This window comes from Mariniflexile litorale (genome assembly GCF_031128465.2).
Lineage (GTDB): Bacteria > Bacteroidota > Bacteroidia > Flavobacteriales > Flavobacteriaceae > Mariniflexile > Mariniflexile litorale.
Genome location: NZ_CP155618.1, coordinates 467,614 through 492,850 on the forward strand (window position 1 = coordinate 467,614; position 25,237 = coordinate 492,850).

18 protein-coding genes and 1 pseudogene are annotated in these 25,237 nt (G+C 32.3%); 16 read left to right on the plus strand and 3 right to left on the minus strand.

Annotated elements, in window-relative coordinates; genetic code table 11:
• The first annotated feature begins 197 nt into the window (after positions 1 to 197).
• The 3 genes from QLS71_RS01795 to QLS71_RS01805 are packed head-to-tail and all read left to right on the plus strand — an operon-like array spanning position 198 to position 2,724.
• Positions 198 to 878 carry a phosphocholine cytidylyltransferase family protein gene (locus QLS71_RS01795; protein ID WP_308991245.1) on the plus strand — a complete coding sequence of 227 codons (681 nt, stop codon included), beginning with the start codon at positions 198 to 200 and terminating at the stop codon, positions 876 to 878.
• A complete protein-coding gene (locus QLS71_RS01800) occupies positions 878 to 1,918 on the plus strand; it encodes a CDP-glycerol glycerophosphotransferase family protein (RefSeq protein WP_308991244.1) in 1,041 nt (346 codons plus the stop codon). The genes QLS71_RS01795 and QLS71_RS01800 overlap by 1 nt, the downstream gene beginning before the upstream one ends.
• Positions 1,919 to 1,968: 50 nt before the next feature.
• Entirely contained in the window at positions 1,969 to 2,724 is a 756-nt protein-coding gene (locus QLS71_RS01805) for a glycosyltransferase family 2 protein (RefSeq protein WP_308991243.1), read from the plus strand.
• A gap of 4 nt (positions 2,725 to 2,728) precedes the next feature.
• Here the strand turns inward: QLS71_RS01805 and QLS71_RS01810 are convergent, their stop codons facing one another.
• Positions 2,729 to 3,484, minus strand: coding sequence for a lipopolysaccharide kinase InaA family protein (locus QLS71_RS01810; protein ID WP_308991242.1), 756 nt, complete (start codon positions 3,482 to 3,484; stop codon positions 2,729 to 2,731).
• 114 nt (positions 3,485 to 3,598) lie between these two features.
• On the opposite strand from QLS71_RS01810, the gene QLS71_RS01815 reads away from it, so the two are divergent.
• From QLS71_RS01815 to QLS71_RS01840, 6 genes and pseudogenes are all read left to right on the plus strand, one after another.
• On the plus strand, positions 3,599 to 4,159 hold the full coding sequence (locus tag QLS71_RS01815) for an L-threonylcarbamoyladenylate synthase (protein ID WP_308991241.1): 561 nt from the start codon (positions 3,599 to 3,601) through the stop codon (positions 4,157 to 4,159).
• 18 nt (positions 4,160 to 4,177) lie between these two features.
• Positions 4,178 to 4,479 (plus strand): annotated as a pseudogene (locus QLS71_RS01820) (GxxExxY protein); the annotation flags it as partial.
• A gap of 34 nt (positions 4,480 to 4,513) precedes the next feature.
• Positions 4,514 to 5,956: an HD domain-containing protein gene (locus QLS71_RS01825; RefSeq protein WP_308991240.1), complete on the plus strand. Its 1,443-nt coding sequence runs from the start codon at positions 4,514 to 4,516 to the stop codon at positions 5,954 to 5,956.
• Positions 5,957 to 5,958: 2 nt separating this feature from the next.
• Positions 5,959 to 6,321: a four helix bundle protein gene (locus QLS71_RS01830; protein WP_308991239.1), complete on the plus strand. Its 363-nt coding sequence runs from the start codon at positions 5,959 to 5,961 to the stop codon at positions 6,319 to 6,321.
• 154 nt (positions 6,322 to 6,475) lie between these two features.
• Positions 6,476 to 7,495 carry a COX15/CtaA family protein gene (locus QLS71_RS01835; RefSeq protein WP_308991238.1) on the plus strand — a complete coding sequence of 340 codons (1,020 nt, stop codon included), beginning with the start codon at positions 6,476 to 6,478 and terminating at the stop codon, positions 7,493 to 7,495.
• Between the two features lie 37 nt (positions 7,496 to 7,532).
• Positions 7,533 to 8,048 (plus strand): hypothetical protein, encoded by a 516-nt coding sequence (locus QLS71_RS01840; protein WP_308991237.1) that lies wholly within the window; start codon positions 7,533 to 7,535, stop codon positions 8,046 to 8,048.
• A 6-nt stretch (positions 8,049 to 8,054) separates the two neighbouring features.
• Here the strand turns inward: QLS71_RS01840 and QLS71_RS01845 are convergent, their stop codons facing one another.
• Complete coding sequence (locus tag QLS71_RS01845; protein ID WP_308991236.1) at positions 8,055 to 9,116, minus strand: hypothetical protein; 1,062 nt, start codon at positions 9,114 to 9,116, stop codon at positions 8,055 to 8,057.
• A gap of 279 nt (positions 9,117 to 9,395) precedes the next feature.
• On the opposite strand from QLS71_RS01845, the gene QLS71_RS01850 reads away from it, so the two are divergent.
• The 6 genes from QLS71_RS01850 to uvrB all read left to right on the plus strand — a co-directional run bounded on the left by QLS71_RS01850 (position 9,396) and on the right by uvrB (position 23,997).
• Entirely contained in the window at positions 9,396 to 10,292 is an 897-nt protein-coding gene (locus QLS71_RS01850) for an ATP-binding cassette domain-containing protein (RefSeq protein ID WP_308991235.1), read from the plus strand.
• Positions 10,293 to 10,311: 19 nt separating this feature from the next.
• Positions 10,312 to 11,136 (plus strand): ABC transporter permease subunit, encoded by an 825-nt coding sequence (locus QLS71_RS01855; RefSeq protein WP_308991234.1) that lies wholly within the window; start codon positions 10,312 to 10,314, stop codon positions 11,134 to 11,136.
• Positions 11,137 to 11,164: 28 nt separating this feature from the next.
• Complete coding sequence (locus QLS71_RS01860) at positions 11,165 to 13,909, plus strand: T9SS type B sorting domain-containing protein (RefSeq protein WP_308991233.1); 2,745 nt, start codon at positions 11,165 to 11,167, stop codon at positions 13,907 to 13,909.
• Between the two features lie 221 nt (positions 13,910 to 14,130).
• Positions 14,131 to 16,851 carry a T9SS type B sorting domain-containing protein gene (locus QLS71_RS01865; protein ID WP_308991232.1) on the plus strand — a complete coding sequence of 907 codons (2,721 nt, stop codon included), beginning with the start codon at positions 14,131 to 14,133 and terminating at the stop codon, positions 16,849 to 16,851.
• Between the two features lie 185 nt (positions 16,852 to 17,036).
• A complete protein-coding gene (locus QLS71_RS01870) occupies positions 17,037 to 21,878 on the plus strand; it encodes a choice-of-anchor L domain-containing protein (RefSeq protein ID WP_308991231.1) in 4,842 nt (1,613 codons plus the stop codon).
• Positions 21,879 to 21,993: 115 nt separating this feature from the next.
• Positions 21,994 to 23,997 carry an excinuclease ABC subunit UvrB gene (gene uvrB / locus QLS71_RS01875; RefSeq protein ID WP_308991230.1) on the plus strand — a complete coding sequence of 668 codons (2,004 nt, stop codon included), beginning with the start codon at positions 21,994 to 21,996 and terminating at the stop codon, positions 23,995 to 23,997.
• A 73-nt stretch (positions 23,998 to 24,070) separates the two neighbouring features.
• Here uvrB and QLS71_RS01880 read toward each other — a convergent pair whose 3' ends face one another.
• Positions 24,071 to 24,481: a TerB family tellurite resistance protein gene (locus QLS71_RS01880; protein WP_308991229.1), complete on the minus strand. Its 411-nt coding sequence runs from the start codon at positions 24,479 to 24,481 to the stop codon at positions 24,071 to 24,073.
• 372 nt (positions 24,482 to 24,853) lie between these two features.
• Here QLS71_RS01880 and QLS71_RS01885 point away from each other — a divergent pair, with 372 nt between their 5' ends.
• Complete coding sequence (locus QLS71_RS01885; RefSeq protein ID WP_308991228.1) at positions 24,854 to 25,222, plus strand: DUF1456 family protein; 369 nt, start codon at positions 24,854 to 24,856, stop codon at positions 25,220 to 25,222.
• Positions 25,223 to 25,237: the final 15 nt, after the last annotated feature.

A 25,237-nucleotide genomic window follows, 5' to 3' on the forward strand; every position in this document is an offset into this window, starting at 1 on the left:
TGTAAGGTCATTATAATTTTGCCAAAACTACAAAAATAAATTCTTTGCTCACCTTACTTATAAAATCAAATCTCATAACATTCCAATAGTTTTAAATTTATATTAACTTTGTATAAATTAAACTTTAATAAAACAATTAAAACGGGGTCGTTATTACGTTTATAACTATCTAATTATCTTTAAATAATTTTCTTTAAATGAAAATAATCATTCTTGCTGCTGGAATTGGCTCTAGATTAGGAAACCCTTTTCCAAAACCATTAACACCACTTAAAAACGGAAAAAGCATTATGCAAATGCAAACCGAAAACATTGCTTCAAAATATAATATTGATGATATTAATGTTGTGGTAGGTTTTAAAAAAGACTTGATAATGGAGCGTTTTCCAGAACTCACCTATGTTTACAACCCTTTTTTTGATAGAACAAATACATCTAAAAGCTTATTACAAGCTTTGAAAAAGCACAGAAACCAATCGGTTCTTTGGTTTAATGGTGATGTTGTTTTTGACGAAAAAATACTTGATATCCTTAATCCGTTTATTAAACAAAATCAGTCTTTTGTTGCCGTAAATACAAGTAAAGTCGCAGAAGAAGAAGTTAAATATACTCTTAAAGATGGGTTTATAAACGAACTTTCTAAAATCGTAAAAAATGGTTTGGGGGAGGCCGTAGGCATCAATTTTATTTCATCAAATGACATTTTAAGTTTTATCGAGAGATTAGAAACGTGTGGTGATAATGATTATTTTGAAAGAGGTCTTGAACTTGCCATTGAGAAAGACAATCTTAAAATTAAAGCTGTAGACATTTCTGCCTATAATTGTATGGAGATTGATTTTATTGAAGATTTAGAAAATGTGAATAATTTATTATAATGAAGGTTATTCTCTTTTGCCAAAATAATTACGCATTCGGTATTTTAGAACCTATTAAAGAGGTTCTTGTAGCTAGTAATGATGATTTCATATGGTTTATTAAAGAACCTATTTATAATGACTTTCCTTTTAAATCTGATAAACATACCACAAAACTTTCCGAATTAAAGGCTTATAATAGCGATGTTATTTTTGTTCCAGGAAATGAAGTTCCTCATTATTTAAGAGGTTTAAAAACACAAATATTTCATGGTTTAGCTGGTGAAAAAAAAGGACACTTTAGAATTAGACACTATTTCGATTTATACCTAACTCAAGGTCCATATTTCACTAATAAATTTAACGAACTTAAGATTATACATAAAAATTTTGATGTTATTGAAACTGGCTGGCCAAAACTAGATATTTACGGAAAAGACAAAAGCACATACGCGAGTTACAAAGCAGAACTTCTAAAAACACATAACGCAAAAAAAATAGTCTTATACGCTCCAACTTTTTCTCCAAAACTCACATCTGGTCCTTATTTGGTTAATCAAATTAAACAACTTGCCAACAACCATAAAGACTATATCATTCTCTTAAAGTTCCATCCACTAATGGCCCAAGAGTGGTTAGACGTTTATAAAGATTTAGCTAAAATAACGCCCAATATTATTTTTCAAGAAGAAAAAAATATCATTAAATTTTTATTGGTAGCCGATTTACTTGTAAGCGATACATCATCTGTTATATACGAATTTATTTTACTCGATAAACCTGTAATTACGTTTAAAAGCATTTCTGAAAATATTAACTGGGAAAACTCTAATGACTATGACGCATTAGAAATGTTAGTAAAAACAAATTTAGAAACAGATCCTTTTTCAAAATCTAGAGCATATCTAAACGAACAATTCCACCCATATAATGATGGTAAATCTGCCGAACGTATGGTTGCAACAGTAAGAGCATACACTAAAACAAATGGTGTACCAGAAAAAAGAAATATTTCATTTTTTAGACGCTTAAAAATTTATTCCATTTTTGGTAAATCTTAGGCTTATTAAAAAGAATTATCTTACTTTTACTCCTGCAAAAACCCCAATTAATGATTAAACTTTCAGCAATTATTATAACATACAATGAAGAAGAACATTTAGAAAAATGTCTAAATTCTTTAACTGGAATCGCTGATGAAATCATTGTAGTAGACTCATTTTCAACTGATAAAACTTCCGAAATTTGCAAATCATTTAATGTTACGTTTGTTCAACATCCTTTTGAAGGGTATATTGAACAAAAAAACTATGCGGTTTCGCTAGCAAATAATGATTACATACTATCGCTTGATGGTGATGAAGCCCTTTCGGAAACTTTAAAAAGTAGCATTTTAAAAGTTAAAACGAATTGGAAATTTGATGGTTATTACTGCAACCGATTGAACAATTATTGCGGGCAATGGATAAAACATTCTGATTGGTATCCCGATAAAAAACTTCGATTATTTAAAAAAGATAGTGGAGAATGGAAAGGCATAAACCCACACGATTCCTATACCTTGAAAAAAGGACTTAAATTCAGCAAACTAAAAGGTGATTTACTGCATTGGATTTATAGAGATTATTCAGACCATAATCAAAAAGTAGAACGTTTTTCAACTATTGCTTCCGAAGCTTATTTTAAATTGGGTAAAAAATCGTCTATTTGGAAAATTATTTACAGACCTGCTTGGGCCTTTTTTAAATCTTATTTTTTAAGACTGGGCTTCTTAGATGGTTTAAACGGATTAGTTATTTGTGTTCAAACCTATAATGTAACTTTTTTTAAATACGTGAAACTTTACAGGCTTTGGAAAACAAAATAGTAGTTTATTTTTTTAGAAGCTTTTTCTTTAATCGTTTTTTTCTATGATATTTCTCCTGAAAGGCTTCTGTTTCTTGCCACATTAAATTGATGATTTTATTATAATCTTCTTCAGAACATTTTGCATATTCATCACTCATTACTTCAACCATCGATTTATGAATAGTTAAACGTGCGAAATTTTTAATTCTGGTTTCAAAATCCAAAGGTCCAAAATTCATTCTGTTTAAATCCACTAAATAAAAATCATAATTATTTCCATTCTTTTTAATTAATGTGTTTCCTGGTGAGTGATCTAAAAACTGAATACCTTTCTCATGTAGACTAAAAGTAAATCGGGTAAAAGCTCTTAATATGTTTTCGTAATCGGGAATATTAAAATCTTTTGTTAGCGCCCTGTAAGTCATATCACAATCCAATTGTTCACTTACATAGAAACTTTTATTGAAAAAAAATAGTGATTTAAACTCAAAATAAGCAATAGGCTTTGGTGTTCCAACTCCTAGTGCCATTAACTTATTAGCATACTCAAACGAGCGTTGTGCTTTACTTTTTCTAAAAAAATTATATACTATTTTATTTACTGTATTTGGAATTTTAAAGGCTTTTATATTTAAACTTACTCCTTCAAGAGGTATTATTTTAATTATATTTCGCTTACCAACACCGCCTTTAAACGTATCAAAATTATGAATTACGTTGGACAATTTCTCTTTAAAACCGTCCTCTAATTCTCTATTAAAAACCTTAATTTCTTTCATTCAAATACAATAAATTCACAAAAAATCATATCATGCAATTTACTTCAATTCAAAAACACATCATATTAATTTTGTGTTGTAAATTTGCACCGTTGCAAATATAAGATTCATAAAATGATTGGAGAAATAAATAATGCATTACAAATTTTAAAAGAAGGCGGTCTGATACTTTACCCAACCGACACTGTATGGGGTATTGGCTGCGATGCTGCAAATACCGAAGCTGTAAAAAAAATATACGCCCTAAAGCAACGAGTAGATAGTAAAGCTTTAATATGTTTAGTTGCCGATGATAGAATGCTAAAAAAGTATGTAAAACAAATACCCGAAGTAGCCCTAAACATTCTGGACATTACAGATAAACCAACTACGATTATTTACGATGATGCCCAAAATTTAGCACCAAATTTAATAGCAGAAGACGGTACCATCGCTATAAGAATTCCTGATGATGAATTTTGCTTCCAACTTTGTAGAAGACTTAATGGTGCCATTGTTTCTACATCTGCAAATATTAGTGGTTATCCAACTCCAAATTCCTTTAAAGAAATACAACAAGAGGTTTTAAAAGGTGTAGACTATGTTGTAAATTTGCATCGTGAAAAAAATTGTAACAAACCATCGTCTATTATTAAGTTAAGTAATAATGGGGTTGTAAAGATTATTCGAGAATAAAAAACAGCCAACAATTTAGGTAATGGCTTTTCTGAAATAGTTTATAAGGATGCTTTAGAATATGAATTCAAAACCCTAAACATCCCTTATAAAAGAGAAAAAGAGTTCGTGGTAAGTTATAAAGACACCATATTAAATCACAAATTTTACACAGATTTTGTGGTTTATAATAAAATAATTTTAGAAATAAAATCAACAGAAATTTAAACGACAAACATATTTCACAGTGTATAAACTATTTAAAAGTGTCTAATTGTAAACTGGCAATTATAGCTAATTTTCTCAAAGACCTATTAGAACACAAAAGAATAGTTTTATAATTTAAAAACATTCGTGAATTAGTGGCATAATTAAATGAATTACAAAGAAGCATTACACCACAATATATTTAAAATAATTTCCCAATCTGCTAAAGAATTAGGTCTAGACAGCTTCGTTATTGGCGGTTTTGTACGCGATTTTATTTTAAAGCGTGGCAACGCTAAAGATATTGATGTAGTTGCGATTGGTGATGGTATAAAACTTGCCAGACAGGTTGCAAAAAACCTACCAAACAAACCCAGAGTACAGGTTTTTAAAACTTATGGCACTGCCATGCTTCGTTATGATGATATTGAAGTGGAGTTTGTTGGGGCACGTAAAGAATCATACACTGAAGACAGTAGAAACCCAGCAGTAGAAAATGGTTCGCTTCAAGACGATCAAAACCGTCGTGATTTTAGCATAAATGCCATGGCTTTAGATTTAAGCGAATCTAAATTCGGTAATTTACTGGACCCTTTTAATGGTATTAAAGATTTAGAAAACAAAACTGTTCGCACCCCATTAAACCCCGATATCACTTACAGTGATGACCCACTGCGCATGATGCGTGCTATTCGGTTTGCAACCCAATTAAATTTCACTATTGAACAAAGTTCTTTAGATGCAATTACTAGAAATTCTGAAAGAATTAAAATCATTACCAACGAGCGCATTGTTGTAGAACTTAATAAAATTCTTGAAAGCGAAACCCCGTCCATTGGCTTTTTGCTTTTAGAACGTACAAACCTTTTAAAACACATCCTGCCCGAACTTATTGCATTAAAAGGTATTGATGAAGTGGAAGGTCAACGCCATAAAGATAATTTTTATCACACTCTAGAAGTCGTTGATAATATTGCTAAAAACACTGACGATTTATGGTTACGTTGGGCTGCCTTATTGCACGATATTGGAAAGGCACCAACAAAAAAATTCAGTAAAAAAGTGGGATGGACATTTCATGGGCATGAGTTTGAGGGTTCAAAAATGGTGTATCATTTATTCAAGCGTTTAAAAATGCCTTTGAATGAAAAAATGAAGTTTGTTCAGAAAATGGTATTCATGAGTTCGCGCCCAATAGTTTTAGCTAATGAAGAAGTTACCGATTCGGCTGTTCGTAGATTGGTTTTTGATGCAGGTGATTTTGTAGACGATTTGATGACACTTTGTGAAGCTGATATTACCACAAAAAACCCTAAAAAATTTAGCAAATACCATAATAACTTTAAAATTGTTCGTGATAAAATTATTGAAGTTGAAGAACGCGACCATGTTAGAAATTTCCAACCCCCCATTTCTGGTGAAGAAATCATGGAAACGTTCAATTTAAAACCTTCAAGAGAAATTGGTATTATAAAAGAAACGATTAAAGAAGCTATTTTAGAAGGCGATATACCTAATGAACATGAAGCAGCTTACAATTTGATGTTGAAGGAAGGGGAACGATTGGGTTTAGAAGTCTCAAAACTTCAAAGCGACAAAGACTCAAAGTAATTATGGAAAACAATAATACGTTTAGAAAATTACTTATTTGGCAAAAGTCTATGACTTTAGTTACCGAAATTTACAAAGAAGTTAAAACATTTCCTTCTGATGAGTTATATGCTTTAACCTCACAAATAAAAAGGTCGGCAACGTCTATTCCAAGTAATATCGCAGAAGGCTACGGAAGAGAAGGTTTAAAAGATTATTTAAGGTTTCTAAATATTGCTCTAAGTTCTTTATTCGAATTACAAACGCAAATGGAAATAGCTTATAACTTAAAGTATTTGAAAGAAGAAAACTTCAACGCACTTTATGAAAACTCAAGAGAAATTGAACGAATGTTAACCAGTTTCATTAAAAAAATCAAGGCGTAATTAGTAACAGGGCTACAAAGTATCAAAGTTTCAAAAAAAACTTTGAATCTCTAAAACTCTAAAACTCTGAAACTCTGAACCTCTGAACCTTTGAACCTCTGAACCTTTGAAACTTTGAACCTCTGAACCTCTGAACCTCTGAAACTTTGAACCTTTGAAACAAAAAAAAGACAACAAAAAAGTCATCTATTGGCTATTAACAGGCTGCCTACTCATATTCATTATGGTTATTGTTGGTGGCATAACTCGATTAACCGATTCTGGATTATCAATCTCAAATTACAAATTAATTTCGGGCACCATCCCCCCAATAGGCGAACAAGAATGGCAAGAAGCCTTCGATTTGTACAAACAATACCCAGAATATCAAAAACTTAATAATCATTTTGGTTTAGAAGATTTTAAAAGCATCTATTTCTGGGAGTGGTTACACCGTGTTATTGGTCGTGTTATAGGCTTGGTATTTATGATACCATTCATTTATTTTTTACTAAGAAAACAACTTACTAAAAAAACCATACTAAAATGCTTGGTGCTTCTTGGTCTAGGGGCATTTCAAGGTTTTTTAGGTTGGTACATGGTTAAAAGTGGTCTCGTAGATATGCCTGATGTGAGTCATTTTAGACTCGCAGCCCATTTAACAACGGCTTTCCTAACATTTGCAGCAACGCTTTGGGTTGCATTAGACTTGATGTTTCCAAACCGAAAGCCAGCCAACAAACCCGTTAGAAAACTTATTATTATCAGTTACTCTGTTTTAATTTTTCAAATTATATATGGTGCCTTTGTAGCTGGTTTAAAGGCCGGTTTACTGCATAACCACTGGCCTATGATGAATGAAGGCGAGTTTATTCATTTTACTGCCTACACACTAGAGCCGCTTTATAAAAACTTTATAGAAAACCCAAGTGGGATCCAATTTATTCATCGTACAACCGCTTATTTAGTGGTGTTTTTTATATTTCTTATCTGGAGAAAATCTAGAACACTTACCCTCACACCTCATCAACAAAAAGGTGTTAATTCTTTAATTATTTTGGTAATTACTCAATTTATTTTGGGGGTATTTACTATTATTTTACAAGTACCCTTGTGGCTAGGTGTGGCGCATCAAATAGGTGCTTTTTTATTATTAAGTGCTATGACATTTACTTTACATCGCTTTTCTAAATAACTTAAAAAAACATACATTTGCAAAATATTTTTTACCTATGATTTATAGATTTAGAGTTATATTGGATAACGATGTTGATGATGATGTGTTTCGCGATTTAGAAATACGAGAAACCGACACGCTTGAAGATTTACATAACATCATCACCCAATCGTTTGGGTTTGATGGTACCGAAATGGCATCTTTTTATTTAAGCAATATCCAGTGGGATCAAGGTGAAGAAATATCATTATTCGATTTAAGCGAAGATACTTCGGCACGCTTAATGAATGAAACCGCCATTAACGATGTCGTTCACGACAAACAAACTCGACTTATTTATGTGTACGACTTTTTAAGTATGTGGACATTTTACGTGGAATTAGCTGAAATTGTGGAAGAAACCCAAGGTGTAGACTATCCTAATTTAATGTTTGTACATGGGCAAATCCCAGATGAAGCACCAGAAAAAATATTTGATACCGATGACGACTTTGATGATTTCGATGAATTTGAAGACGATTTAGATATAGAAGATTACGACGGCTTGGACTTCGACGAAAACTGGAACTAACCCACTCTATCTAAAGTTTGCAGGGTTAATGTTTTCATAATTTTGAGTTAAAAATTCTAAAGATTTTTTAAGTATCTGCCCCATAGATTTACATTTCATAAAGTCTGCATCTAAAGTATAATCATAAATTTTTGCTTTTAACAAATCAATATTTTCCGTTTTAGATATCACGTCATGCACCATACAATCTACAAGTTCGTCTATGCGTCCATGAAAACTTTTTAAACGTTTTACCAAAATAGAACGTTCTTCAATTTTATATTGATCTATGGATAGCTTTTGAAAGGTTTCAGACACCAATTCTACCATTTTTAAATTTTCCTTAAAAAACTGTGGCCTGTAAACATTAAATTTTCCTTCGTATGATTGTTGATCAAAATCTATGGCTCTAATTTTATAAACCACGTGGTCAAAATCGTGTGTTGGCACAATTACATAATTATACGAGCGCATATCGCCTAAAAGCCGAATCATACAACGCTCATTAAATTTTACAAACTCTTTTGCTATTTGTGATTTTTCAGATTTATCACATTTTGGTAAAAAACTCTTAATAAACTCATCACCCGGAATACCCGCAATATGCTCTTCTATTAAAGTATCTTTATAAACTAAAAAATTCAAATTATATGGAGAAAGCATGTGCTCTAATTCCAAACCATAAACACGCGACGCATCAGCAGTTTTAATATAGAAATATGTAAAATTATCATTTAAAATATTTCTGATTTTTATTCTAAAAGGTTTTGAATTTCCAAACGTGCAAAAATCAATGGCATCCACACTTAAAAATGGCAATGTATTTTCGTTACCATCCGAATGCAAAATGGTATACACTTTCTTCAGCGACAATTCAATTTCTTGTCTTTCAAACTCATTATAATACACCCGAATCCAAAGTGTATCATTATCCTCCTTATCATAAACCACAATCGATCCTTGAAAACGCAATAAATCATCATAAAAAATAGGTATTTTTATATTCCTATTATACTCTGAAAGGTAGTCATGTAACTGAGGTTTTATTGGAAAAGATGGTTTTTTCTTAGAAATTATTAAATCGTCCATAAAATATAAAGTTAATCAAAAATAGTACTTTTTAAGGCATTACCACAAGGGTCGGGCTATACTCTGCAATCTTTTTGTTCGTACCTCACAAAAAGGATTTTCGTTTCAAATGCGGAGCATTCACGATTTCAATTTTACAATAGAAATGTATGAGTAATCCCTAACGCATCACAAAATATACTTAATTTTTCCTAACATGTAACAAATCAAACAAACTATCGTCATACTTTTATAACTAACCAAAGTAGTAAATCTTTTGCTGCTTAAAAACATCATATTTTGGAGCCTATACTCACAATCAATAATCTCACTAAAAAATTTGGGCATCTAACAGCTGTAAACAATTTATCTTTCACCATAAACAAAGGCAATGTATATGGCATTTTAGGACCAAACGGCAGCGGTAAATCAACTACTTTAGGCATTGTTTTAAACGTTGTAAATAAAACCGAAGGCAATTTTAAATGGTTTGATGGCCACACGACTACACATGATGCTTTAAAAAAAGTAGGTGCCATTATTGAGCGCCCCAACTTTTACCCATACATGACGGCTACCCAAAATCTAAAGCTAGTTTGCAAAATTAAAGCCGTAGATTATAGTAAAATAAACGAAAAACTGGAAATTGTTGGGCTTTTAGAAAGAAAAGATAGCAAATTCAACACCTATTCCTTAGGTATGAAACAACGTTTAGCCATTGCCTCTGCCCTACTTAACGACCCTGAAATTTTAATTCTAGATGAACCTACTAATGGTTTAGACCCCCAAGGTATTCATCAAATACGGGAAATTATAAAACAAATTGCCGCAAAAGGCACCACTATTTTATTAGCATCTCATTTATTAGACGAAGTTGAAAAAGTATGTTCGCATGTCGTGGTACTTCGTAAAGGCAAAAAATTATATTCTGGTAGAGTAGATGAAATGATTTCGAGTCACGGTTTTTTCGAACTTAAATGCAACAACCAAGATCAATTAATAAAACTTTTAGAAGGCCACCCAACTTTTGCTAAAATAAAAGTGCAAGACTCCTTAGTTACCGCTTTTTTAAATGAACCTTTAAAATCCGACGAATTCAATAAATTCTTATTCGAAAAAGGCATCATTCTCACGCATTTAGTACAACGTAAAGAAAGTTTAGAAGAACAATTTTTGCAATTAACCGACAAGCAATAACACCTCCAAAACCAATCACATGTTTCGACTTTTAAATTTAGAATTACAAAAACTTTTACTTAATAGAACTAGTAAAATACTTATTTTCATATCCTTCATTCTACCATTTTTTGTTATCTTATTATCATCATTCAAAATAAATGTTTTTGGGTTTTTCACTTTAGAATTGGGTGAATTAGGTATTTTTAATTTCCCTATAATCTGGCACTTAAATACTTTTTTTGCTTCGCAATTCAAATTCTTTTTTGCTATTGTTGTAGTAAGCATGATTGGTAATGAATACAGCAATAAAACCTTAAAACAAAACCTTATTGATGGTTTAAGTAAAAAAGAATTCATCTTATCTAAATTTTATACGATTGTGTTTTTCTCTTTAGTTTCAACCGTATTAATTAGTTTAATTTCATTTAGCATTGGCATGTATTATTCTAGCTATAATGAAGTATCTATCATTCTTAAAGAAACTAATTTTTTAGTTGCCTATTTTGTAAAACTCATGGGCTTTTTTAGCTTGTGTTTGTTCTTTGGCATGCTTGTAAAACGTTCCGCATTTGCTTTAGCTTTTTTGTTTATTCTTTTTATTTTAGAATGGATAATATTTGGACTCATGGCTTGGAAATTAGACACTCGTTTAGCTGAAAAAATTCAGAATTTCTTTCCTTTAAAATCGATGTATAAGTTAATAGAGCAACCTTTTCAACGTATAGCCATGACAAAATTTCCTAATAAAGCAAATTTAGCTTACGACTATGCCGTACATTGGTACGAAATAGCCATTGTATTGGGTTGGACTGCCCTATTTATATTTTTATCGTATTTATTATTGAAAAAGAGGGATTTATAATATCTTTAGAAGCATTTGCTTTTAAAAGATGAAACATTATTTTATATCGCTTTTATTTTGTTTTTTAAGCTTAACCGTATTGGCGCAAAGCGAAGCGTCAAATTGGTATTTTGGCTATGGGGCTGGTATTAAATTCAATCTATTGAACGAAACTGTGAGTTCTTTAAACAATGGGCAACTTTTTACCCATGAAGGATGCACTACAATGTCTGACGATTTAGGGAATTTATTATTCTATACAGATGGTTCTTTTATATGGAACAAAAATCACCAATATATGGCAAACGGAGTAGGTTTGCTGGGGGATAGTTCAAGTACGCACTCAGCTATTATAGTTCCAAAACCAAATGATTCTCATATTTTTTATGTTTTTACGGTGGGTTCCAGGCAAAGTAATACTGGATTGCATTATTCCATTGTAGATATGACACAAAATAATGGTTTAGGAGAAGTTACAACTTCTAATGTGAGGCTTTTAAATCTTAGTTCAGAAAAAGTGACCGCCGTTCTCAAAGACTGTATTTCTAAATCTATGTGGGTTGTGTCTTTTGCTTCAGAGGACGGAAATACTCCTTTTTTCAATACGTTTTATGCTTATGAAGTAAGTATCAATGGTGTTAATTCTGTTCCCGTAAAATCAACCTTTCCTATAAATATATCTGATGCTAGAGGTGCATTAAAATTATCACCAGATGGAACTAAAATTGCTTGTGCCAATGCTACTACAGACGATGATAATGCTACAACAAATGATCAATTATATTTATATGATTTTGATACATCTACAGGAAAGGTATCTAATCCAATTGAATTGAGAATAAATGGAGATAATCATAATCCATATGGCTTAGAATTTTCCCCTAATAGTCAATTGCTTTATGTCCACTCCTATAATAATTATCGTTCAAATGATAATAACGGTAATAATGATAATGACGATGATCCAGTTAATCATCGTTCTACATTAACGCAATTCCATGTTGCTAGTCCTAATATTCAAAACTCTCAAGTTGTCATAGATGAAAGACAGCTTTATCGTGGCGGATTGCAGTTAGGTCCTGATGGAAAAATATACAGAGCACTAACTGCTGCATATGGTAAAGGACTACCTTATTTAGGAGTTATAAAAAACCCCAATAATATTGGTTTAGCATGCCGCTATGAACATAACGCCATAAACCTTTCTCCTAATGAATCAAGTCAAGGGCTTCCTCCGTTTATTCAATCTTTGTTTAAAAAGCAAATAGATATTATACAAAATGGTAAAAGTGAAACTAATTTAACCTTATGTGAAGGAGGTTCATATAGGCTAGTATCCGAAAATATTCCTGGAGCAAATTATACTTGGACAAAAAATAATATCATTCTTCCTAATAACACCTATACTTTACTAGTAACAGAGACTGGTCATTATAAAGTTGAGATAAACCCAAATAATGGAGAATGCACCAAAGAAGGACAGGCGTATGTTTTTTTTAATGATAAACCATCATCTGAAAATATAGCGTTAATACAATGTGATGAAGATGGTAAAAAAGATGGATTAACGACATTTAATTTAAATGAGGCCTATAAGAGTTCTTCTTCCGGTGAAACCTTAACGTATAACTTTTATGTAAACCCGAATAAAACAATAGAAATAAATGGGAGTTCTTATAAAAACACAGAAAACCCACAAACTGTTTATGTTAGGACCACCAATGTGAATACTGGTTGTTTTTCATTTTCGGAGTTAACACTATCTGTAAGTACAACTTACGCAAATGATACTGTTTTACCCACGGTGTGCGATGATGATGGTAAAGAAGATGGATTACATATTTTTTATTTAAAAGAAGCCGAAGCTGAAATATTGAAGGGAATTCCGAGCAGTAATTTAAATATCTCCTATTATTTAACTTATGATGATGCACTTTTAGAAACCAATAAATTGCCTGTCTATTTTACCAATACCCAACCCTATAATCAAACTATTTTTGCAAGAGTAGAAAATGCCAACGCCTGCTACGGCATAAGTAAAGTTAATTTAACGGTACAAAAACTACCTCATGTTGATGCTATTGGTCGTGATTACTATTGCTTAAATAAATTCCCTGAATATATAAGTCTAGATACTGGTTTGATAGACGACGACCCAAACAAATACACTTATTTATGGAATAATGGTGACACCTCCTATCAAATACAAATTAACAAAATTGGAACATATACAGTTACCGTTACTAGTAAAGAAACTGGATGTAGTAAAAAAAGAAGTATTGTTGTAGAATCTTCAAATATTGCAACATTCAAAGAAATCAATGTTGTGGATGCTACTGAAACCAATATAATTACGATTATAGTAACTGGTGAAGGCCTTTATAATTATGCCTTATATGATACTAAAAACAACTTATATCAACCTTATCAAGAAAGTAATACCTTCGATAAAGTATCCCCAGGGATGTACCATATTCATGTAAAAGATATAGAAAACAATTGTGGTGTTGTTATGAACCAAGTTTCAGTTATTGGTTACCCTAAATTCTTTACTCCTAATAATGATGGCATTAACGATACCTGGCAGATTATAGGCCTTTCAGAAATGTTTCAGCCAAATACAAATATTACAATTTATGATCGTTTTGGTAAATTAATAATACAATTAAGTCCTTTAAGAGAAGGTTGGAACGGTTTTTTAAATGGGCAAAAGCTACCTGCTGATGATTATTGGTTTTCTGTAACTTTACAAGATGGTAGAATTTTCAAAAATCATTTTAGCCTAAAATATTGAACATTTACAATCATCAAATCTAATTATATTGCATTTTGACATAATTATTTTCAACTAAATATAAAATATCATTACTTTTCAATCTATATTGGTTCAATCAACACTATTATTTTTCCCTAATAGAACAAAATAAATAGAGACCTACAATCCTATTACTTTTTATCGTACAAATTATTAAAAAGCATGAGTTGTAATATCTTTGATAGTTTAGCTATCCATAAATGAAAAAGACCTTATTAATATTAGCTTTTTTTAGTAGTATTATATGCTTCGCACAAAATGAAGCATCTAATTGGTACTTTGGCTATGGCGCTGGAATTAAATTTAATCCATTAGACAATTCAGTTTCATCTGTAAATGATGGTCAATTATCTACAATTGAAGGTTGTACTTCTATATCTGATAGTTCTGGAAACTTATTATTCTATACTGATGGTATTATAGTCTGGAATAAAAATCATCAAATAATGCTAAACGGCACAGGGTTAATTGGTGATCCTTCCAGTACACAATCTGCTATAATTATACCTAAACCAAACGATTCGAATATTTACTATATTTTCACAGTAGATGATCAAAAAAACAACAACGACCCTACAAATTTGGGGTTAAACTATTCTGAAGTTGACATAAGACTTGATGGAGGCTTGGGCGCCCTAACTACCAAAAACATTAACCTGGTTCAGGAATCTTCTGAAAAAGTAACTGCGGTTGTAAAAGATTGCATAACAAAATCTATTTGGGTAGTCACTTTTGCATCTAAAGATCAAATATCAAACGTTTTTGATACTTTTTATGCATTTGAAGTGGGGAGCTCTGGTGTAAACCCGATTCCTGTCACATCCACATTTAGCACATTAGCTATTGAAGACGGAAGAGGTTATTTAAAATTATCTCCCGATGGCACTAAAATGGCTTGTGCGAATGTTGTCAATGGATTATATTTATTTGATTTTGATACTACTACGGGTACTGTAAGTAATCAGCAATCAATAAGAAAAACAGGAAATAATATATATCCATATGGAGTAGAGTTTTCTCCTAATAGTAAACTGCTGTATGTTCATTTTTCAAATGATTATTTTGGAGAAGAAAGAGATAATCCTGCAAATCATTCATCTTCTTTAGTTCAATATAATCTTATCTCATCAAACATAGAAGGTTCTGCAGTGACAATTGATGACAGAACGCTTTTTAGAGGAGGCTTACAACTAGGTCCTAATGGTAAAATTTACAGAGCTTTAAGCGCTACATATAGCCAAGGCTCACAATACTTAGGAGTGATTAATAATCCTAATATTTTAGGAACTTCCTGCAACTACCAACACAATGCTATTGGTTTAGCTTCTAGATATTCTTCACAAGGATTACCTCCTTTTATTGCTTCTTTTTTTGCAGAAAAAATTGACATTATAGGAGATAACAGATATACTTCAACAAATCTGCCTTTGTGTGATGGAACGACATATACCTTAAAAGGACCCAATATACCTAATGCGAAGTACACATGGACACATAATAATTTACTATTATCTGAAAATGATTTTGATTTAGAAGTGTCTCAACCAGGTGTTTATAAAGTTTTGATAGACCCCAAAACTGGCGACTGCGAAGCATTATTGGAAGGGGCTGCTGTGGTTACTTATAGTCCTAATCCTGTTGCTTACAATACCTCACTTACACAATGCGACGAAGATGGAATTGTAGGTGGTTACACGCGATTCAATTTAAATGAAGCTAACAGTTCTTTAACTGCTGGTGTTAGTGGTTTATCCACCAAATTTTATTCAGATAGCAACAGAACAATAGAATTGAATGCTACTAATTTTAACTATGATACAGACAATCCACAGCCTGTATATGTAAAAGTTATTAATGATACTACGGAGTGTTTTGATATTTCTGAATTAACTCTGAATGTAAGTTACACACAAATTGATGATTTTGTTTTTTCAGCATGTGACGAAACCAATTCTGAAGATGGTATAAACACATTCAATCTTAACAGTATTACGTCTGAAATTCAATTATTGAACCATATAACAGACCCTATTAGATATTATAGAACATTTGAAGATGCTTTATTAGAACAAAATAATTTAGGAACATCATTTACAAACAATACTCCTTATAAACAAACCATTTATTTCAGAGTAGAAAGCAATAATAATTGTTTTGGAATTAGCAAAGTGCTTTTAACAATAAACAAATTACCTCCTATCGAAGCAAACGCCAACGCTTGGTATTGCTTAAACAAATTCCCAGAACCCATTACTTTAAAGGCTGGTATTAGTAACAACTCTCTAAATAATTACACATATAATTGGTCTACTGGTGAAAACACTTATGAAATAAAAATTAACCAAACCGGAATTTACACCGTAACCGTTACCAATGCAAATGGTTGTAGTAAAGACCAAGTCATCACTGTAGAACCTTCAAACATTGCAACAATTGAAAGCATTGATATAAAAGATGCTACACACAACAATACGATTACCGTATTAGTTTTTGGAGAAGGCAGTTACGAATACAGGCTACTAGACGAAAACAATGTTGTGTCTGTTCCTTTTCAAAGTAGTCCTATTTTTGAAAATGTAAAACCAGGGCTTTATACTTTATCTGTAAAAGATGTTAAAAACAATTGTGGTACTACACCGCCACTCAAAATTTCGGTAATTGGTTTCCCTAAAGTTTTCACCCCTAATGGTGATGGATTTAATGATATATGGCAAGTATATGGTGTTTCTAGTATGTTTCAACCCAATACTAAAGTCCAAATTTTTGATAGACTCGGAAAACTGCTTAAAGAAATAACACCTTTAGGAGAAGGTTGGAACGGTTTATTTAATGGAGAAGAAGTACCCGTAGATGACTATTGGTTTTCAGTAAAACTTCAAGATGGTAGAGTATTTAAAAATCATTTTACTTTAAAACGATAAACTTTTACATAAAAACAAGTAAAAACGTACTTCATCTTATTTACTTTTCGTTTCATCTAAATTTATCTATTTTTCGCATGCATTTAATCTAGCATTCGCATGTTTTTCTACCCAAATAAAGCAAAGTGAAAAAAAGCCTAAATATCTACCTTATTTTTCTGCTACTATTTTGTAGCTGCAACTTTATGTTTTCTCAACAAATAACAGTTGATGACTCTGTTGGTCTGCAACAACTTATAGAAGACAACCTCGTCCAAAACAGTTGTGTGGATATAACAAATATTACATCATCGGTAAACGGAAGTGCCAGTGGTTTTTCAAGTTACGCCTATTTTGAAAGAGGGAGTTCTAACTTTCCTTTTCAAAATGGTATCATGCTTTCTACAGGAAATGCCACTTCTGGTGGTAATGGGGTAAGAACGCCCACTCTTAGCGAAGGAGCTTCAAACTGGGGAACCGACCCCGATTTAGAAACTGCTTTAGGCATTACCAATACCGTAAATGCAACTTCCATAGAGTTTGATATTGTTTCCATTTCCAATCAACTTCAATTTAATTATTTATTAGCTTCCGAAGAGTACTTTGGTATTAACCCTTGTCAATTTTCCGATGGGTTTGTCTTTCTTATTAAAGAAACTGGCAGTGCTGGACCCTATCAAAACATTGCTTTAGTACCTGGAACCTCAACACCTGTGAATACCAATACCATCCATGATGAAATTTTTGGTGTTTGCCCCGCTCAAAATCCACAGTATTTTGATGGTTACAATACGGGTGACACCAATTATAATGGCAGAACCACTATATTAACAGCATCAACAACTATTACACCTTATGTGCAATATCATATCAAATTAATTATTGCCGATCAAAATGATATTCAGTCCGATTCAGCCGTTTTTATAGAAGGCGATAGTTTTAAAATTTTAGATTTAGGGAACGATATTACAACATGTGCTAGTTTAACAACCTTGGATGCCGATATACAAAACGCCTCCGCTTTTTATCAATGGTATCTAAATAACAACTTAATAGTAGGAGCTGTTGATCCAACTCTAGATGTTATTCAAAATGGTACTTATAAAGTAGAAGTGTCTGTATCTCTTAATGGTAATACTTGCGTTGAGGAAGATGAAATTGTTGTTGTACTCAATACCGAAGAACCTATAGCTTCCATAACCAATTATCAATTATGTGATGATGCTAGTGGCGATAATATAGAAGTATTTGACCTCTCTACCAAAACGACTGAGCTTGATACTAACATCCCTTTTGATAATTATGCATTTAGTTATCATTATTCTGATATTGAAGCAAGAGGCAATTTTAATGAAATTACCACTCCTATACCCAACACTTCTAATCCTCAAACTATTTATGTTCGGATAGACGATTTAGATAGTAATTGCTTTTCATACACCACTTTTGATTTGGTTGTGAATCAAGTTCCTAATATTGTAGCCCCTACTCCATTAGAAGTTTGTGATACCGACGATTCTCCTGATGGCTATGCTGTCGTATATTTAAATGAAAAGGATGCCGAAATCACAAACGGACAAAGCAATTTATCAGTATCGTATCATTCCTCTCCTGCCGATGCCAATACAGGTAATAATCCATTGGGTACTCCCTATATAAACACCAATACTTCTTATAACTACAACGTATACCCTCGTATCACTAACACCCAAACAGGTTGTGTAATTACCACATCATTAAACGTTAACATTACTGTAAGCCCCATAGTTATTAGAGATACTAGGTATCTTGATGCCTGTGATGCCGACCATGATGGGTTTGCTGATTTTGATTTAACAGAAATTATTAATGATATTGAAAACGGCTTAACCGATGTGACAACAACTTTTCACGAAAGTGAAGGAGACGCCCAAACTGGTACCAACCCCATTGCAAATACTACTAATTACCAAAATATAAATCCTGAAGAACAAACTATTTATGTAAGAGTTGAAGATAATAATACGGGATGTGCATCTGTTGTTCCCTTAGAAATTCACACTAATTTATTATTAACAGCTACAGATACGGGTGATTACGCTTTGTGTGATACCAATGATGACGCAACCGATACTTATGAGTTTAACCTTTATACCATCGAAACTTACATAGCAAACGATTTACCTTTCCCCATAGAGGTAACCTTTTATGAATCTGAATTTGATAGAGATAATAATATAAACCCCATTCCTAAAAATGTTCCATATAATGCTATAAGTCCAAAAATATTATATGTTAAAATTGAAAATACAGATACAGGTTGTTCGGATTTTGAAAGTATTACTCTTTTAGTAAACCCCATTTTACTCTTTGCCCCCACTACGCCCTTACCCTATTGTGATTTAGATGACGATGGGATAGTGGACATCGATTTACATTCATTAGATAATATTATAACTAATGGCAACACAGACTTTAACGTCACCTATTTTGCTAGCGATTTAGATGCTCAAAATAATTCGCCAGAGCTTCCTCCTTTTTTCACCAATACACAACCTATTGAAACCCTATTTGCACGTATTGAAAATCGAGATACAGGATGTCACACAGTAAATTCTTTTCAAATTGAAGTACTTGTAGCCCCAGCAACCAGTCCGCCCACAGATGTTATTATTTGTGATAACGACCAAGATGGATTTTCAATAATCAATCTCAATGATAAAATTGATGAAGCCGTAGCTAATAGAACGGGTTTAAATATAAGTGTTCACACGTCTTTTGATGATGCTGATACAGGTGCAAATCCTATTCTTGATTCTGATTTAAATACTTATAATTCTAATACACAAACACTTTACATAAGAGTGCAAGACGCTCTGTCATCAACAGGCTGTTATGCCATAGAACCTTTTGAAGTTATTGTTAATACGCTTCCTGATTTCCCTTTCATAAGCAATTATCAAGTTTGTGAAGATGATGGCGATCGTTTTGCTGATTTTTTATTATCTGAAAAAGATGCCGAAATACTAAACGGACAAATAGGAAAAGAAGTGTTTTACTTCGAAGATGCAGCTTTTACTATACCGATTGATGAAAACACGATTTACCAAAATAAAACAAGTCCGCAAACCATTTATGTAAAAGTTGAAAATATAACGGATGCTAGTTGTTTTGGCACATCATCATTTGTCATACAAGTATCTCCAGATCCAGTTTACAATGTTAATTTTGAAGACTATTTAGTTTGTGATGACACGAGCAATGATGGTAAAAATATTTTTAATTTAAATGAAAAACGAACTGAAATAAGCCAAGGTTCTACCGATAATTTAAACATTTCATTCCACTTAACCCGTTTACAAGCGGAAGGTAATTCCAATCCACTGCCTGCACAATACACGAATGTTTCCAACCCACAAACCATTTTTGTTAGAATTGAAAGTAGTGATTCCTTATGTTTCATTATTGAAGAATTGGGGATAAACATTATTGCTGCACCAGCTATTACTAATGTATCAGCACCATTAATAGCATGCGACGCTGATTACGATGGTTCAACTCCATTTAATTTAGAGACTGCCGATTTTCAAATAAACGACCGCGTACAAAGTAATCTGATTATCAATTATTTTGCCAACTTAAGCGACATCAACCCCAATGATGGTAGGGATAATTCAAATGAAATTCCAAACCCTTCGAGTTATAATTCAACTTCAAAAACCGTTTATATTAAAGTGGCCAACACTCTAACAGGCTGTTACAGTGTTATCCCTTTAGAACTTATTGTAAATTTACCACCTCCAACCAATACTATTGGCACTATTCAAATATGCGATAATGATACCGATACTTATGATTTATCATTGGTTAACAATATGGTTGTAAACAATACTAATGGTATTACAATATCTTATCATGACAGCCAAACCGACGCTGGCAACAACATAAACCCTTTATCAAACATTTACAATTATACAGCAAGCAACCATATTATTTATGTAAGGGTTTCAGATAATATAACAGGTTGTTCTATTGTACAAGAATTCTATTTACATATAAACCAAAACCCTATTGCCAATACACCTGCCAATTTAATTTCTTGTGATGATGATTTTGATGGCTTTTTCGAATTTAATTTATCGGTAACGGCAAGTGAAATACTAGGAACTCAAAATGCAAACACACATACTATTACTTATTATAATGATTCAGTAAATGCAGAAGCTGGCACTAATTCCCTAGCAAATCTACATGCTGCTTTTAATGGTGAAATTATTTATGCAAGAATAGAAAACAATACAACAGGTTGCTACGCAGTTACACAATTTTCAACCATTGTAAACCCGCTTCCCATAATACCTATAAATGATATAGTTCCTTTGTGTATTAACGATTTACCTCTAACAATTAATGCTTCAACTGGTAATGTTGGTGATACTTATTTATGGACCACAAATGCAAATTTTTCAGTAAACAATACTACGAACTCAGAAATACAATTAGACATTACAGATTTAGGCATCTATGCTGTTACCGTTACTACGCCTAACAATTGTGAATACACCAAAACTTTTTCTGTTATTGAATCCCAGCAAGCGGAGTTAAACTTCACCACCACTGTAGATTTTGCAGATCCAAATAGCATTACTGTTGATATTAGCGGTATTGGTGATTACGTATATATTTTAGATGATGGCGAACCCCAAACTTCTAATGTGTTCGAAAATGTCACATTTGGCATTCATTTAGTAACTATAAGAGATTTAAATGGGTGTGAAGATGTTACCACCGAAGTGGTTGTAATAGACATCCCTAAATTTTTCACCCCTAATAATGATGGCTTTTTCGACACTTGGCACATTGTGGGCATTGAACAACTACCAGGAACCATCGTTTATATTTATAATAGGTATGGCAAATTACTCAAAACCTTGCTACAAACATCCCATGGATGGGATGGTACTTACAATGGTAATAACATGCCTTCTGATGACTATTGGTTTGTTGCTGAAGTCATTCAAGATGGAAATGCTTTCCAAGTAAAAGGACACTTTGCACTGAAACGATAACACACATTTTTTACGTAATTTTGTAAAACGAGATGAGCATAGCAAAAACTTATATTATTTAAACTGCTATACTCTACTTTGCATTTGACAAATAACTGTCGATAAAAAATTACAAATGAAGTTTAAAATCGAATCCGAATTTAGTCCTACTGGCGATCAACCTGAAGCTATAAAACAACTTGTTGCTGGTATTAATTCTGATGAAAAATACCAAACCCTACTTGGTGTAACGGGTTCTGGTAAGACCTTTACAGTCGCAAATGTTATTCAAGAAGTACAAAAACCCACCTTAGTTTTAGCACATAACAAAACCTTGGCGGCTCAATTATACTCAGAATTTAAACAATTTTTTCCCAATAACGCGGTAGAGTATTTCGTATCTTATTACGATTATTATCAACCAGAAGCTTATATTCCTGTATCGGGTGTTTTTATTGAAAAAGATTTATCCATAAACGAAGAAATCGAGAAGATGCGTTTAAGCGCTACGTCTTCTTTACTTTCTGGACGACGAGACGTACTAGTGGTAGCATCGGTTTCATGTATTTATGGTATAGGAAACCCTATTGAGTTTCAAAAAAATGTGGTTACTTTAAAAAGAGATCAAGTTATCTCTAGAACTAAGCTATTACATCAGCTGGTTCAAAGTTTATATTCACGTACCGAAGGAGAATTCAATCATGGCAACTTCAGAATAAAAGGAGATACCGTTGATATTTTTCCAAGTTATGCCGATGATGCTTTTAGAATTCACTTTTTTGGTGATGAAATTGAAGACATGGAATCGTTTAACATTCAAACCAATCAAGTTATCGAGAAATACGATGTGGTAACCATTTACCCGGCAAACATGTTTGTAACCTCACCCGATGTGTTACAAGGTGCCATAAAAGAAATTCAAGACGACTTAGTTAAGCAACACGATTATTTTAAAGAAATAGGTAAACACTTAGAAGCAAAACGCTTAAAAGAACGAACTGAATTCGATTTGGAAATGATTCGCGAATTAGGCTACTGTTCTGGTATTGAAAATTATTCGCGCTATTTGGATGGCCGTTTGCCTGGCACACGTCCCTTCTGTTTACTCGATTATTTTCCCGACGATTATTTAATGGTAGTTGATGAAAGTCACGTAACCATTTCGCAAGTGCATGCCATGTATGGTGGAGATCGAAGCAGAAAAGAAAATTTGGTAGAATATGGTTTTAGACTACCCGCTGCAATGGACAATAGGCCTTTAAAATTTGAAGAATTTGAAGCCATACAAAACCAAGTAATTTATGTGAGCGCCACTCCTGCTGATTATGAACTTAAAAAATCGGATGGTATTTATGTGGAGCAAGTAATTCGACCAACAGGTTTACTTGATCCCATTATTGAAATTCGCCCCAGTTTAAACCAGATTGACGATTTAATTGAAGAAATTCAACAACGTGTAGAAAAAGATGAGCGCACCTTAATCACAACCTTAACCAAACGTATGGCAGAAGAATTGACAAAATATTTAGATAGAATTCAAATTCGTTGTCGCTACATTCATAGTGATGTAGATACTTTAGAGCGTGTAGAAATCATGCAAGATTTACGAAAAGGTTTATTTGATGTTTTAGTTGGTGTTAATTTATTGCGTGAAGGTTTAGATTTACCAGAAGTATCTTTGGTTGCGATTTTAGATGCCGATAAAGAAGGGTTTTTACGCTCGGCGCGTTCACTTACCCAAACCGTTGGTCGAGCCGCGAGAAACCTAAATGGTAAAGCCATTATGTATGCAGATAGAATCACCAAAAGTATGCAGCACACTATAGACGAAACCAATTATAGACGCGAGAAACAAATCGCTTACAATACAAAACACAACCTCACGCCAAAGGCACTAAATAAGAGTTTAAATAATGCGCTTACTAAAAACTCTATCAGTACCTATAGTTATGAATTAGAAGCAGCTAAAGCTGCCGAACCTGAATCTTTATACTTAAGTAAACCTGAATTAGAAAAGAAAATTCGTGACAGGCGTAAACTTATGGAAGAAGCTGCCAAAGCCTTAGACTTTATTGTAGCTGCCAAATTACGCGATGAAATTAAAGGTTATCAAACAAAACTAGAAAAGCTAAAAGTTTAAAACTTTTAGCTTTTCTATAACAAAAATAGGTCAAATTATTAAAACACATTAATCAAAACTTAGCAAATAACACTTAATTATACTGTGTTTTAAAAATATCTATTAATACGTCTGGTGGTACTATTTTATTAGGAAAACTTTCCATTAAATATAATACTTTGGTAATAGATTCGTGGCTTAAGCCCATACGTAAACCAAAATTATATAATTTGATGGCATTTTTAGAATTATTATCACCGTTGTCGCCATCAATATTCATCAACAACACCAATCTGTGAAATTGTACGATGCGCTCGCTATGCGATTTTAAATGAATATAATTAATAGGGTGTTCAATTAAATAATCAAAATCTTCACGAGAAATATCAAGTTGCTTAGCAACACCTAATAAAAAATTATATTCTATATGTTTTATGTCTTTATCATACTTAGCGAAAGCTATCATTTCGGACAAAAGACTTAGTTTTTCTACTCTATTAATCATGGCTTAAGGGATTAATTAAATTACATTATAAAGATACACACAACAGTAATTTAATAATCGTAGATAATATGTAACTTATCGAAAACACAAACGTAGTTGGTCGTGAATTTTATTTATTTCATCAATAAAAAAAATAGTTAAGCTAAATATTCGATTCTTTTTTCATATTAAATTTTTAATATAAAATCAAAAATACACCAAACAAACTACTGATTTACAACTATTTAACTAAAACAAAATAATGTTAAATTAAAAGAATCAAAATAAATATTTAGGGTATCTTTACCAAAAACTACAAAAACGCCAGAAAAGCCACCTCTTATATACATTATCGATAAACGGTAAACGTGTATTTAGTATAAAAAAATAGATATGACAAATAACGATACATTAAAAAAACTTCGTGTTGCTTTAAAGCTTAGAGACGATGATATTGTTAAAATTTTGGAACTAGTTGACTTTAGAATTTCTAAAAGTGAACTGGGTGCTTTATTTAGAAGTGAGGACCACCCAAAGTATATGGAATGTGGCGACCAAATTTTACGCAACTTTTTAAATGGTTTGGTGATTCATTTACGAGGACCGATGCCCGCAAAAAATTCAAATTTCAAAAAAGACAAAAATCCAAATGCCAAAGTTTCTACCGAAAAAGACGAAACTTCCGCGGAAGCGCCACAAAAAAAGTTTATAAAAAAGAAATCCTTACTACATTCTAAAACAAACAAAAAGAGCAACGATTAAAGTTGCTCTTTTTTT

Excerpts from the sequence above, each read along its gene's own strand:
- QLS71_RS01795 (WP_308991245.1), top strand. The coding sequence starts at position 198 with ATGAAAATAATCATTCTTGCTGCTGGAATTGGCTCTAGATTAGGAAAC.
- QLS71_RS01800 (WP_308991244.1), top strand. The coding sequence starts at position 878 with ATGAAGGTTATTCTCTTTTGCCAAAATAATTACGCATTCGGTATTTTA.
- QLS71_RS01805 (WP_308991243.1), top strand. The coding sequence starts at position 1,969 with ATGATTAAACTTTCAGCAATTATTATAACATACAATGAAGAAGAACAT.
- QLS71_RS01810 (WP_308991242.1), bottom strand. The coding sequence starts at position 3,484 with ATGAAAGAAATTAAGGTTTTTAATAGAGAATTAGAGGACGGTTTTAAA.
- QLS71_RS01815 (WP_308991241.1), top strand. The coding sequence starts at position 3,599 with ATGATTGGAGAAATAAATAATGCATTACAAATTTTAAAAGAAGGCGGT.
- QLS71_RS01825 (WP_308991240.1), top strand. The coding sequence starts at position 4,514 with ATGAATTACAAAGAAGCATTACACCACAATATATTTAAAATAATTTCC.
- QLS71_RS01830 (WP_308991239.1), top strand. The coding sequence starts at position 5,959 with ATGGAAAACAATAATACGTTTAGAAAATTACTTATTTGGCAAAAGTCT.
- QLS71_RS01840 (WP_308991237.1), top strand. The coding sequence starts at position 7,533 with ATGATTTATAGATTTAGAGTTATATTGGATAACGATGTTGATGATGAT.
- QLS71_RS01845 (WP_308991236.1), bottom strand. The coding sequence starts at position 9,116 with ATGGACGATTTAATAATTTCTAAGAAAAAACCATCTTTTCCAATAAAA.
- QLS71_RS01855 (WP_308991234.1), top strand. The coding sequence starts at position 10,312 with ATGTTTCGACTTTTAAATTTAGAATTACAAAAACTTTTACTTAATAGA.
- QLS71_RS01860 (WP_308991233.1), top strand. The coding sequence starts at position 11,165 with ATGAAACATTATTTTATATCGCTTTTATTTTGTTTTTTAAGCTTAACC.
- QLS71_RS01865 (WP_308991232.1), top strand. The coding sequence starts at position 14,131 with ATGAAAAAGACCTTATTAATATTAGCTTTTTTTAGTAGTATTATATGC.
- QLS71_RS01870 (WP_308991231.1), top strand. The coding sequence starts at position 17,037 with ATGTTTTCTCAACAAATAACAGTTGATGACTCTGTTGGTCTGCAACAA.
- uvrB (WP_308991230.1), top strand. The coding sequence starts at position 21,994 with ATGAAGTTTAAAATCGAATCCGAATTTAGTCCTACTGGCGATCAACCT.
- QLS71_RS01880 (WP_308991229.1), bottom strand. The coding sequence starts at position 24,481 with ATGATTAATAGAGTAGAAAAACTAAGTCTTTTGTCCGAAATGATAGCT.
- QLS71_RS01885 (WP_308991228.1), top strand. The coding sequence starts at position 24,854 with ATGACAAATAACGATACATTAAAAAAACTTCGTGTTGCTTTAAAGCTT.